The 13,227-nt window shown below is 41.5% G+C and carries 8 protein-coding genes; 2 read left to right on the plus strand and 6 right to left on the minus strand.

The genetic code is table 11. From position 1 onward, the window contains the following. From QZR76_RS01865 to tgt, 6 genes are all read right to left on the minus strand, one after another. Nucleotides 1-2,418, minus strand: coding sequence for an SLBB domain-containing protein (locus tag QZR76_RS01865; protein WP_294139867.1), 2,418 nt, complete (start codon nucleotides 2,416-2,418; stop codon nucleotides 1-3). A gap of 142 nt (nucleotides 2,419-2,560) precedes the next feature. Beyond that, nucleotides 2,561-3,088: a UpxY family transcription antiterminator gene (locus tag QZR76_RS01870; protein ID WP_294139869.1), complete on the minus strand. Its 528-nt coding sequence runs from the start codon at nucleotides 3,086-3,088 to the stop codon at nucleotides 2,561-2,563. Next, nucleotides 3,081-5,075 carry a nucleoside-diphosphate sugar epimerase/dehydratase gene (locus QZR76_RS01875; protein WP_294139871.1) on the minus strand — a complete coding sequence of 665 codons (1,995 nt, stop codon included), beginning with the start codon at nucleotides 5,073-5,075 and terminating at the stop codon, nucleotides 3,081-3,083. The genes QZR76_RS01870 and QZR76_RS01875 overlap by 8 nt, the downstream gene beginning before the upstream one ends. 104 nt (nucleotides 5,076-5,179) lie before the next feature. Continuing rightward, nucleotides 5,180-6,625, minus strand: coding sequence for a pseudouridine synthase (locus QZR76_RS01880; protein WP_294139873.1), 1,446 nt, complete (start codon nucleotides 6,623-6,625; stop codon nucleotides 5,180-5,182). A gap of 132 nt (nucleotides 6,626-6,757) precedes the next feature. Beyond that, complete coding sequence (locus QZR76_RS01885) at nucleotides 6,758-7,837, minus strand: LptF/LptG family permease (RefSeq protein ID WP_294139875.1); 1,080 nt, start codon at nucleotides 7,835-7,837, stop codon at nucleotides 6,758-6,760. After that, nucleotides 7,838-8,968: a tRNA guanosine(34) transglycosylase Tgt gene (gene tgt / locus QZR76_RS01890; RefSeq protein ID WP_294139877.1), complete on the minus strand. Its 1,131-nt coding sequence runs from the start codon at nucleotides 8,966-8,968 to the stop codon at nucleotides 7,838-7,840. 228 nt (nucleotides 8,969-9,196) lie between these two features. On the opposite strand from tgt, the gene QZR76_RS01895 reads away from it, so the two are divergent. Continuing rightward, nucleotides 9,197-11,407, plus strand: coding sequence for a S9 family peptidase (locus tag QZR76_RS01895; protein WP_294139879.1), 2,211 nt, complete (start codon nucleotides 9,197-9,199; stop codon nucleotides 11,405-11,407). Between the two features lie 233 nt (nucleotides 11,408-11,640). Next, nucleotides 11,641-13,104, plus strand: coding sequence for an aminoacyl-histidine dipeptidase (locus tag QZR76_RS01900; protein ID WP_294139881.1), 1,464 nt, complete (start codon nucleotides 11,641-11,643; stop codon nucleotides 13,102-13,104). Nucleotides 13,105-13,227 lie beyond the last annotated feature (123 nt).

A 13,227-nucleotide genomic window follows, 5' to 3' on the forward strand; every position in this document is an offset into this window, starting at 1 on the left:
TTATTTCGAATTATTCATAATGGTGGTAATCATAGCGGCCATTGAAGTCGTAGACGAAGTCAAACTCATGATTTCGGCCAAGCTCATTCCTTTTCTTATCGGCTTAATCGGCACGATGATCTCACACCCGGGTTCTATCTGTTTTGCACTGTTTCCCTTTCTCTTCGCTACCATTCCATTCATATAAACAATATACGTTCCCCGCTTTTTGGCTCTGAAAGCAAAACCTCCGGCACTGGAGATATACTCTTTCAATTTCTTCTTAGGATTGTAAGTAGTAGTATTGGGACGCATCACGGCTCCATCCACTTTCACCGTTCCGTCATAAAGCGGAACAATGATACGGTCTCCTTCCCGAAGCACCACATCGTAATCCGATCCCGGATCAGCCATCGCTTTATCCAACTCGATACCTACATAATAGGTATCACCCAGCTCCAAGGTCTTTATGTCGACCGAGTCTTTGCCAACCCCTTGAGTCATCAACTTTAATTTAGACTCTAATCTCCGGCGTTCGTCTTCATTTAGCTTCCGGACCAAACGGGCTCCCTTTATATATGCCTTGGAGGTAAGTCCTCCGGCACGATTGATAACACTCGACAAACGCTCGTTTTTCACCGATTTAGCGTATTGTCCTTCATACATCACCTCTCCTTCTACAATCACATTTTGCTGCTCGCTATAACCGGGAGAACGACGCACCTCTATCTCGTCAAAAGGTTCCAAGACAAAATCCTTAGGACCATCGATAATCAAACCGTCTTTTAGGGTATAACTATATATCTTCGCTTCAAAAAGAGCCTCCTTTTTCGCTTTGGGATTTTTTACCCGACGAGCTACATCCACCTTTACCGTGGAAGCCGATTCCAAAAGTCCGCCCGCCTGTAATACCAAATCTTCCAATGACATATTCTGTATATAGGGATATATACCCGGTTTCTTCACTTCTCCGCGGACCGAAACGATAAAATTTTCCTGTAACTCCAGAGTAGAAGGAATATAGAGTAGGTCATTCTTCTGTAATGCCATATCTTCTTCTTGCCCGGAGAAAATCTCTTGCAGATTCAAAGACTGAACCTGTTTGGTTAAATCCGGATTTTCCCTGTACAACAAAACCCGTCCTGTAAAAGCATCTCCTTTCAATCCTTCAGCAACCTCTACCAGCTGGGATACCGTTTGAATATCTTTACCTAAAGAATAATCTCCCGGACGATAGACCGCCCCTTGCACGGAGACCTTATTTTCAAAACGCGATACGATAGAATCCACCTCGATCACATCTCCATCATCCAGCAAGAACAGAGGAAAATCCTCCTTTTTCACCGTGTAAATCCGGTATTCGGAACCACTCTTACGAATCAAACGTACATTCTTTTTATAAGCATCCCCCGTAAATCCCCCGGCATAGTCTAACAACTTCTGAAGGTTCTCTTCTGCCGTCATCTCGTATTTCATGGGTCTTTTTACCCTTCCTTTTATCTGCACCAAGTCTTTATAAGGACCGACAACAACATTATCCCCGTCCTGCAAAACGATATCTCCGATATTTCCTCCCTCCAGAATATATTTATACACGTCAAGAGTGGCTATCTTATTTCCCTTTCTAAAAATATGTATCTCCCTTAAAGTACCGATATCATTGACTCCTCCGGCTGAATAAAGTGCATGGAAAACGGAAGCCAAGGAGGGTAAGGTATAGCTACCCGGAACAAGCACCTCTCCCATCACATTCACCTGAATACTCCGGATTTGTCCTAAAGTCAGGTTAACAAAAGTAGTCGGTTGCGTTGCCGTTATCGCAGAATATATCTTGGAGAATTCGCTCTTGATTTTCCCGTTTGCCTCTTTTATGGAAAGGCCACTCAAATAAATGGGCCCTAAATTCTCGACAATAATACTTCCGTCGGGAGAAATCACCGATCGTACGGTCTGTTCGGAATCTCCCCACACATCGATAATAACCTCATCGCCTGCCGCCAATTTATAATTTTCAGGAGTAGGAATATTCAATACCGGTTCAAAAGTCAATTTCTTATTATTAAAGAGATCCTTACCAAACACCTCTTCCGTACGATCGACAACAGGAGCCGAAACGGAATCCATCATTACGAACAATGAATCCATGGAACTCAACATCTCTTTGTTCAATGTCCGTAGACGGCTTTCTCCCGATTTGTTACCAGTCGTCTTACCTGTTCCTCCTCCCTTCTCTGCCATCATCTTTTCGTATTGCGCTTTCAGACGTAACATTTGTTCCTTGGTAACCCCACGGTCTTTTAACATCAGCATCATCTCTTGCTGTGTTTTTCCGTCTTTTTGAGCTTGTTTCAACAATTCAATGACCTGTGCATCGGTCATCTGGGCAAAAGAAGCAACAACAGCACCAAATAAAAATACAATAAGCAATAAGAATCTCATATAACCGATTTTAATTGTTTTAAAGTTTTCATTAAAATTATTTACCGCAAAATGACGAAAACGACACTCTCTCACGGGCGACGGCAAAGATACGTTTTTAATTGAAAATCAAAAAAACATATCTGAAAATTGTCTGCTATAACTACCTATCGGAAACGACTCTTTGGTAAGGTTCCACACAACTTAAAGGAACCGAGGTCAGGGCACATCCCAAATGCCCCAGACGAATCATAATTTGATGTTTTCCCCGAACTTCAACCAACTCGCCTTCCAAACCCGCTAATTTTCCCAACACCACCCGCACATAAGAACCGACAGGCAAATCCATAGTAGAAATTTCCACCTCTTCTTCTGCGTTGTCGTTCATAAAACGCAATGCCTTTATCTGCCCATCCGGTATCGGAGCCGGTACACCGAATTCTTTCAAGAAAGAGACCACCCCAAAAGTTGTCAACACCTTCTGCATTTGCAACGAGTTCACATACACGAATATATACCCGTTTATCAAAGGAATCTCCACCTTTTTATTACGGTCACTCCACTTTCTGATCACAATACGTAATGGCAAATAATTAACAATCCCCTGCTGATCCAATCGCTCTTTTACTTTCTTCTCAGCCCGGGAAGCCGTATAAACAGCGTACCAACGTGGTCGATTTTTCTCAGACATCACCCACAACCTCCTGTTTTTCCGATATTTCTATGCGATCAAGCACTCCTTGCATCTGCTCGCTCATTCCCTCTTCTTCCATCTGGAAATCAATGGATTCGAAAATGGAATTTTTAGACTTAAATTCAGGAACGATGTTTTTCATCTGTTTCACAACAACGAAACTATCCGTCGTCTCCAAAGCAGAACGTAATGTATTTATCTCCTCCAATACCTCTTTGTAATCATACTCCCTAACCTTAGCTATTTTTATCCGATCGTGAACCGTGGGTAGAGTCGTCTCTTTCACATTCAAAACCTCCTCGTATAGTTTTTCTCCGGGACGCAATCCGGTAAAGACAATGTGAATATCCTTTCCGACCTCAAAACCGGATAACTTGATCATTTTCCGGGCCAGATCAACGATTTTTACACTTTTTCCCATGTCAAATACGAAAATCTCCCCTCCATGTCCCAAAGCTCCCGCTTGCAAAACCAATTGGCAAGCTTCCGGGATAGTCATGAAAAAACGGGTAATTTCCGGATGCGTCACCGTAACCGGCCCTCCCGTTTCGATCTGCTTTTTAAAACGAGGAATAACCGATCCGTTTGATCCCAAAACGTTTCCAAAACGGGTCGTTATAAAACTGGTTTGTGATATCTTATTCAAAGACTGGGTGTAGATTTCGGCAACCCGCTTACTGGCTCCCATGACATTTGTCGGATTTACCGCCTTATCCGTAGAGATCATAACAAAGCGCTTACATTCGTATTTCACGGCACAATCCGCCATATTCTTGGTTCCGAACACATTGGTTTTCACACCCTCCACAGGATGCATCTCAACCATCGGCACATGTTTATAAGCCGCAGCATGATAAACGATATCCGGATGATACACATTGAATATACCTTCCACTCTCTCTTTATCGCGTACATCTCCGATTTCAATCTTATAATTATAGAAATGAAACTCCTCTTTCAACTCTAATTCTATATCATACAGCGGGGACTCTGCCTGATCAAAAAGCACAATTAAAGAAGGTCTGAAATGAGTCAGCTGACGGACGATCTCGCTTCCGATAGACCCGGCTGCGCCCGTCACCAAGACGATCTTATTAAGTAATTGCTTCCGCAAATTATCCTCATCCAATTTGATCTCTCCCCGCTCCAGTAAATCTTCGATCTTTATATTCTTTATATGCCGTATGCTCAGATCTCCGTTAATCCAACTCTCGAAACGAGGAACCTCCAACACGTTGACATTATATTTCAAACAGGTCTCGACAATCGTACGCTTCTTATCGTGAACAATCATCTTTTTAGCGATAATAACTTTATCCACCTTATTTCGCTTCAACAAATACCCTAAAGAAGACATTTTGTAAATCTTAATTCCCTCCAATACTTTCCCGGCCTTTTTATCATTTACATCAATAAATGCAAGAATATTATAGGACATGTCTTCCGCGTTATCCATCGCATGCTTAGCCATGATCCCATACTCATCACTTCCACAAATAATTACATTTTTCTTTACTTTTTCCGCACCTATATATTGAATAAAAAGAGTTTTTACAATCAGCCTGCTTACGATCATCATACTCATCAACAACACGTACTCCGTCAAAAGAACGGAGATAGCTATCAACAAATGACCGGTTATCAGAAAATAAGCACCACTCCCCAAAAGGAGTACCAGCTCTCCGGCCGTCAGGACATAATAAATGCGTAAAGCGTCTTCCGTTCCGGTAAATCGAACAATACCGGAATAAGTTTTTCCCAGAATAAAACTGATGATCCTCACCCCCACGATACAAATCGCCCCTCGTGAAACAAGAGACATATCTATGCGGTCTAACTGGAAATTTCCAAGTATCAAATAAGTGATACTGACCGCAAAAAAACTCAACATCACGTCGATTATAAAAACGATCCATCTTGGAGTATAGGAGAAAGAGTGCAGTGCTTTCATCCTATTCAAACCATTTGTAACAAATGCAACCATAATTCCCTTTATATTACATCTCTCATGGGACCATGCAACTACCCCATGAAAGATGTTGTTAAAGTATAAAAAACCACAATAGTATCTACATTATATCTATATATTTAATAAACTTTTAACACATTTACCTCCTCAGGTGTTAAAAATCTCCATTTTCCGCGAGGCAAGTTTTTTTTCGTAATTCCGGCAAAATAAACCCTATCCAGACGAAGAATCTGATAGCCGAAATGTTCGAATATACGACGAACGATTCGATTCTTCCCGGAATGAATTTCAATACCGACCTGCGTACGATCATCAGCAGCGATTTGAATATCGTCAGCCTGAACAAAGCCGTCTTCCAGCTCAATTCCGTCCCGGATGGCCTGAATATCTCCCACGCTTACTACTTTATCCAGAAAAACATGATATATCTTTTTCTGATTGTACTTCGGATGCGTCAACTTCTTAGCCAGATCGCCATCATTCGTGAATAAAAGCACCCCCGTCGTTTGGCGATCCAAACGCCCGACAGGATAAACCCGCTCTTTACAAGCTCCTTCGATCAAAGACATAACCGTCTTTCGTTCCATGGGATCATCTACCGTGGTCACATAATCTTTAGGTTTATTCAGTACCAGATATACTTTACGTTCCGGCACCACAACACGATCATCCACCTCTACCTTATCTTCCCGTTTAACCTTCACGCCTACCTGTTGTATTACTTCGCCATTTACTTTTACTCGCCCGGCCAAAATCAATTCATCTGCATCCCGGCGGGAACAAATTCCTCCTTTGGCAATATATCTATTCAAACGCAATTCCGTCTCATCGCTTTCGTTCTCCAACCGATGAGCCAACTGCTTTTTTTGAGAATAAACACTCCTCTTTCCTTCTCTTGCATCCTGAAACGTCCGGCGTTCGCGACTGGGACGATCTGCCCGGTTATATCGATCGCTTCTCTCTTCACGTTCACCCCGGTTATATCCTTCCCGGTCAGAGCGTGTGTCTCTCCTAAACTCTCTTCTTTTTCCCGATTCCTCCCGGTTATCCCTCTGCTGAAAACGTCTTTCCCCTCTGTCGCCCCGCTTCTCTCTGTCGGAAGAAAACCTCTCGTTTCTATCTTCCCGATTTTCTCTTCTCTGAAAACGATTCTCCCTCCGTCCTCCTTGTTCTTCACGTCTTTGATAATTCTCGTCTCTGCGATTGAATGAACGCTCTTTTCTTTCCCCGTCACGCTCCCCCCGATCTTCCTCGTAACGATTCCTCCGATCTTCCTCGTAACGATTCCTCCGGAACCTTTCTCCCTCTTCGTTACGTTCACCTCTGTCAAAACGACGAACAAATTTACCTTCACGTTCTTGTTTCAAATCTCTAATTTCAACCCGTTTAAATCTTCTGACCGGACGATCAGACTCTCCCTCTTCGGAAAAATCATCTCTCCGCTCTCTGTTAAAACGATTTGCCCTTTCATTTCCCTCACGGGTATCAGGCTTCCTTTGCCGATTCTCATCACGATTCCCGGCATTCCGACTAATCCTAGGTCTTTTCTCTTCCCGATTGTACATAACAGACTTCTAATAAATTTAAATATTAATTATAATTGAGCATACTGTAAATCAACAGCATATTAAACTCTTTTCGATTTTTAGATAACTGATCTTTCTATTTTTTTAATTAAATTATACTCCCGATTCAAATTATTTCGGAGCTGTCCGATAAACAAAAAATGCTACAAAAGCATACAGGATATTAGGTATCCATACTGCTAATAACGGATTCATATTTCCATTGGTTGCAAATACCGTTGAAAATTGCATAAATAGAATATAAGAAAAACTGATCAACAACCCTAATCCCAGATGGAATCCCATCCCTCCCCGAATTTTTCGAGAAGCAATACTCACCCCAATCAAGGTCAGGATAAAAGTGGCAAAAGCATTGGAGAATATCCTGTATTTCTCGATCTGAAATTCAACAACATTACTACTTCCCCTCAACTTTTGTCGGTCAATGTACTCATTCAATTCCGGCAGAGTTAAACGCTCCTTTATCTTTTTGGGATCTTCTGAAAATTCCGCCGGAGTAAAATTCAATAAAGTATCGATCTGCCGACCTGTTGTGTATGTCTCTTTCATCCCGTCAAATTCTCTATACGTCCAATCCTTAATCGTCCATTTTCCTTTATTCTCGTTCCATTCGATCAATCGGGCATTCAATTTATTTATTAACGTATCCCCCCGAAAATTCTCGTATGAAAAATCATATCCGACTTTAGGGCCGACTGAAAAAGAAGACATATAAATATAAGAACCGGGAGCAACTTGACGATGAATATTCTTCTCCCGATTTTGAAAAGTTTTCCAAATGTATTTTTCCGAAAACTCTATTCGCTTCTTATTGGCATTAGGGATGATAAAAGCTGTCAACAACAAGGACAATATCGCAATAACGCCCGCCGAAATCATATAAGGACGTACCATCCGACTAAAACTGGTTCCCGTACTCAAAATAGCTATGATCTCACTATTATAAGCCATTTTGGAAGTAAAGAAGATGACTGAAATAAATGTGAACAGAGAGGAGAATACATTCGCGAAATAAGGCACAAAATTCAGGTAGTAATCAAAAATAATAGCATTGACCGGAGCACTATTCTCTATGAATTTCTCCAAACGCTCCGAAAGATCAAAAACGATAACAATACTAAGTATGAGTACCATTGAAAAAAAGAAGGTACCCAGAAACTTTCGTATAATATATATATCCAGTTTTTTCATCTACAACCGAGTTGTCACTTTTTTTATTGTTTTCGTTTTCCACTCAAGAAAATCACCTTCCAATATATGTTTCCGCGCCTCTTTTACCAACCACAAATAAAAGGACAAATTATGGATCGAACAAATTTGCAACCCTAAAATTTCATCTGCCTTAATCAAATGGCGCAAATAAGCTTTTGAATAATCTTTATCCACGAAAGAGAGCGCTAAAGGATCAATGGGTGAAAAATCCTTTTCCCATTTTTTATTCTTAATATTAATTACTCCCTCCGTCGTAAACAACATCCCGTTCCTTCCATTCCGGGTAGGCATAACACAATCGAACATATCCACTCCCAAAGCGATGGCTTCTAAAATATTCTCAGGCGTACCGACGCCCATCAAATAACGGGGTTTGTCTTTCGGCAAAATCCGATTCACGATCTCAATCATCGCGTACATCGATTCCGCAGGCTCTCCCACCGCCAATCCTCCAATAGCATATCCTTCCCGTTCCAAAGCCACCGCATGCTCAGCGGCACGTTCCCGAAGATCTTTATACACACATCCTTGAACAATCGGAAATAAAGACTGATGGTAACCGTATAACGGCTCCGTTACATCAAAACGTTTCACACAGCGCTCCAACCACCTTTGTGTCAATTCCAAAGATTTTTTAGCATAAGCATAATCGCTTTGTCCGGGAGGGCATTCGTCGAAGGCCATCACGATATCCGCACCTATCTTACGCTGGACATCCATCACGTTCTCCGGTGTGAAAAGATGTTTTGAACCATCAATATGAGAACGAAAAGTAACCCCTTCTTCTGTAATCTTCCGGCTATCCGTTAAAGAAAATACCTGAAAACCGCCACTATCTGTCAATATCGGTCTATCCCACGCGTTAAATTTATGCAAACCACCTACGGCCTGTAACACGTCCGTACCCGGTCTCAGGTAGAGGTGATACGTATTTCCTAAAATGATTTGAGCATGAATATCCTCTTTTAGCTCACGAGCATGAACAGCCTTCACGGTTCCTACTGTTCCTACCGGCATAAAAATGGGGGTCTCAATGGCTCCATGGTCTGTTGTTAACACGCCACACCTTGCTTCACTCTGCTTATCTTTCGCTAAAAGGGTGTAATTCATTCGCTTTCATTTTTGAAACGGCAAAGATAATGATTATTTTAAATTAAAATCATCTCTCTTTCCTCTAAATATTGAGAAATGCTTCCTTCACGGTAAAATCCCTCCGAAATTTTAAGCTCCAAATCATTTAATCGTTATTTTAAACTTAAAATCGGCAAATCATTTTCAAATAAAAGAAAAAAATAGAATCTTTGGAACTTGATTCAAAATGCTAAAAAATTATAGGTTATGAGAATGTTTTACAAGTTAATTGTATTCCTTTTTATTGTAGGGTTGGCTTTACCCGGATATGCACAAAGCGAAAATAAAAAATTTAGTTTGGCCGATTTCTGTCTCAATTATACATTTATGCCCACGGGGGTTCGGGGTCTTCGTTCACTAAATGACGGAGAACATTACACCGTTTTGGAATCCCACGGACAAAAATTAGTTATGTATAGTTACAAAACCGGCAAGGCTGTAAACACCCTGTTGGACCTTAGTGATCCCAAATATAAAGAAGTAAAAACAATACAGGATTACGAATTCAGTCCTGACGAAAGTCGCATTTTGATATGCACGAACATAAAACCGATCTATCGCCGTTCTTTCACGGCAGATTACTACGTGTTTGATTTCAAAAACAGAGAATTAAAACCGTTATCCGAAGGCGGACCTCAACGTTTGGCCACCTTCTCCCCGGAAGGGACCAAGATAGCATTCGTTCGGGACAATAATCTCTTTATTGCAGATTTACGTTTCGGCTCGGAATTACAGATTACCTTCGACGGAAAATTTAATAGCATCATTAACGGCGCCCCGGATTGGGTTTACGAGGAAGAATTTGAATTCAACAAAGCATTCGAATGGGCTCCCGACGGATCAGCTATTGCTTTCATGAAATTCGATGAATCGGATGTAAAGATATACCATATGAATATGTTCAAGGGGGAGAGACCGGAACTAAAAGAAAATGCCGTTTATCCTTCTAACTACTCTTATAAATATCCGAAAGCCGGCGAAGCAAATTCCAAAGTCAGCGTACACGTGTACGACATAAAGGACCGCGTTACCACTCCTATGAACATCGGAGAGGAAACCGATATCTATATTCCGCGCATCAAATGGACAACCGATCCTAAAAAATTAGCCATACTGAAACTAAACAGATTTCAAAACAAACTGGAAATTCTGCTGGCAAACGCTCGGGTAGGCAGTACGACCACCTTATACCGGGAAGAGAACAAATATTACATAGATGAAAATAATTTCGATAACCTTATTTTCTTGGAAGACGGACAATATTTCGTATTCAGTAGTGAAAAAGACGGTTATCTCCATCTATATCTTTTCGACATGGCCGGAAAGGAGAAACAGGCTATTACCTCCGGTCATTTCGACATAGCTGATTTTTACGGGTACGATCCGGAAAAGAAATTATTCTACTACTCTTCTCACGAGGTTTCTCCTATCGAGAAATACGTCTATTCCATCGACCTAAAAGGAAAAAAGAAACTGTTAACCCCTACGCAAGGCTGGAACAATGCAGAGTTTAGTAAATCTTTCAAATACTATGTGAACACGGTTTCCAATGCCAATACCCCTCCTGTTATTACTCTTTACGGGGCCAACGGGAAAGCCATCCGTACACTTGAAGACAATGCGGCACTAAAGGAGACGTTAAAAGATTACTCCGTGGCTCAACGGGAATACATTCAAATTCCGGCCGCTGACGGAACAACTCAACTCAACGCGTGGATCATGAAGCCCGTGGATTTCAATCCGGAACAAACCTATCCGTTATTAATCATTCAATACAGCGGACCTAATTCTCAACAAGTATATAATTCCTGGGCTATAGACTGGACACAATACCTGACACAGGAAGGCTATATCGTAGCTTGCATAGATCCGCGGGGAACTGGAGCAAGAGGAGAAGAATTCAGGAAATGTACTTACATGCAGTTAGGTAAAATCGAAAGTGACGATATGATTGCTGCGGCCAAATGGTTGGCAGAAAAACCATACATCGATCCGGCAAAGGTAGGTATCTGGGGATGGAGTTACGGAGGTTTCATGTCTTCTCTTTGCCTGATGAAAGGAAACGACGTCTTCTCCACGGCCATAGCAGTAGCCCCGGTCACCAACTGGAGATTTTATGACTCCGTTTATACGGAACGTTTTATGCGTCGTCCTCAAGATAACCCGAACGGTTATGATGACAACTCACCGATCAACTGGGCTGATAAACTAAAGGGACATTTATTAATTTGTCACGGAACTGCAGATGACAATGTTCACATCCAGAATGCTTATGAATTATCGGAAGCCTTGGTACAAGCCAATAAACCATTCGATATGCAAATTTATACCAATCGTAACCACAGCATATTCGGAGGAATGACACGTCTGCATTTGTACGGCAAATTCATGGATTACCTGAATAAGCATCTAAAATAAAACTATTTAAACAACTTTTATACGCCGGACTTCTTCAATTTGTACAGGAAGGAATCCGGCGTAATCTTTAAGTAAGAAAACCATTTTTAACCCTTTCATGATTCTATCCAACGATTTTTTTATAACTTTAGGCGTTTAAAATGCCATTGGAGATAAATTATATCCGAATTTTTCGGGAAAATACGCTTCATTGCCAGCAAAGTAAAAATCGTTTAACTTAAAAAATAAAGATTATGAGCAAATGCATATGCACGCTGGAACCCAAGGCTATTTGGGAAAACTTTTACAAACTGACTCAAGTTCCTCGTCCTTCCAACCACGAAGAAAAAGCAAGAGAATTCGTGATGAACTGGGCAAAAGAAAACGGAATAAAAGCCGAGATGGACGAAGCCAATAATATACTATTGAGCAAACCCGCAACTCCAGGAATGGAAAACCGTAAAGGGGTAATTTTGCAAGGTCATCTGGACATGGTTCCTCAAAAAAATGAAGATAAAAAACATGACTTTACCAAAGATCCTATCGACGCTTATATCGATGGAGAATGGGTAACGGCAGACGGCACAACCTTAGGAGCTGACAATGGAATCGGTGTTGCCACGGGAATGGCATTACTACTATCCAAAGACATTCCTCACGGACCGTTAGAAGTACTGATTACAGCCACAGAAGAGACGGGAATGGACGGAGCTAACGGCATTCGTCCGAATTGGTTAAAAGGAGATATTCTCTTAAACTTGGACTCGGAAACAGAAGGTGAGTTATACGTCGGTTGTGCAGGTGGTATCGACGGAGAAATTCACTTTACTTACACTCCGGAATCTGTTCCGGCCGGAAACAAAGCCTATAAACTGGCCTTAAAAGGATTAAAAGGCGGACATTCGGGTATGGATATTAACTTGGGAAGAGGAAACGCGAATAAATTATTCTTTCGCTTCTTAAAAGCTGTTGCACAAGAGCTAAACATAAGAATCGCTTCCGTAGAAGGAGGAAACATGAGAAACGCCATTCCGCGCGAGGCATTTGCCATTGTAACTCTTCCCGCGGCCCATGTTGATAAATTCCAAAACAGAATTAAAGAATACGAGGCCATCTTTAAAGCAGAACTTAGTGCTAAAGAACCGACACTGCAATTATTCGCGGAGGAAGTTTCCATGCCCGATAGCGTAATGAATGCCCAAGTGCAAGCCAATGTCATCAATGCTATCGTGGCCTGTCCGAACGGTGCAATGAGAATGATCGATTCGATGCCCGACACGGTAGAAACATCCAATAACCTTGCCATCGTTAAAGGAGGAGAAGGTAAAGTGGAAGTTTATATGTTGATGCGTTCTTCCGTTGAAACGGCAAAAACGGCATTAGCCCAATCCGTTCAGGCTGTTTTCGAGCTGGCAAAAGCGGATCAAATCAATTTCGTGGGAGAATATCCCGGCTGGAAGCCCAATCCGGACTCCGCAATCCGTAAAACCATGGAAAATGTATACGAGAAATTGTATGGTAAAAAACCTGCTATCATGGCCATCCATGCCGGATTGGAATGTGGTATTCTGGGGTCCACTTACCCGAACTGGGATATGATCTCTTTCGGACCGACCATCAGTTCTCCACACTCTCCCGATGAAAAAGTAAACATTGCCTCTATCGTTAAATTCTGGGATTTCCTGAAGGCAACCTTGCAGGCTATTCCTGAGAAATAAGCAATATCAAGACAGATTTATTTTTTATTTTGAATACTTTTTCAAAACATAAAAAATAAATCTGTCTTTTTTTCATAAAAACGACATCTCCAAGCGCAAACGTTAGCATTTTTCACAAAACCA

Origin of the sequence: uncultured Sanguibacteroides sp. (assembly GCF_900543425.1) — a bacterium.
Lineage (GTDB): Bacteria > Bacteroidota > Bacteroidia > Bacteroidales > Marinifilaceae > Gabonibacter.

Bases quoted from the DNA above. Each gene is read 5' to 3' on its own strand.
- QZR76_RS01895 (WP_294139879.1), top strand. From the start codon at position 9,197: ATGAGAATGTTTTACAAGTTAATTGTATTCCTTTTTATTGTAGGGTTG.
- QZR76_RS01875 (WP_294139871.1), bottom strand. From the start codon at position 5,075: ATGGTTGCATTTGTTACAAATGGTTTGAATAGGATGAAAGCACTGCAC.
- QZR76_RS01870 (WP_294139869.1), bottom strand. From the start codon at position 3,088: ATGTCTGAGAAAAATCGACCACGTTGGTACGCTGTTTATACGGCTTCC.
- QZR76_RS01880 (WP_294139873.1), bottom strand. From the start codon at position 6,625: ATGTACAATCGGGAAGAGAAAAGACCTAGGATTAGTCGGAATGCCGGG.
- tgt (WP_294139877.1), bottom strand. From the start codon at position 8,968: ATGAATTACACCCTTTTAGCGAAAGATAAGCAGAGTGAAGCAAGGTGT.
- QZR76_RS01885 (WP_294139875.1), bottom strand. From the start codon at position 7,837: ATGAAAAAACTGGATATATATATTATACGAAAGTTTCTGGGTACCTTC.
- QZR76_RS01865 (WP_294139867.1), bottom strand. From the start codon at position 2,418: ATGAGATTCTTATTGCTTATTGTATTTTTATTTGGTGCTGTTGTTGCT.
- QZR76_RS01900 (WP_294139881.1), top strand. From the start codon at position 11,641: ATGAGCAAATGCATATGCACGCTGGAACCCAAGGCTATTTGGGAAAAC.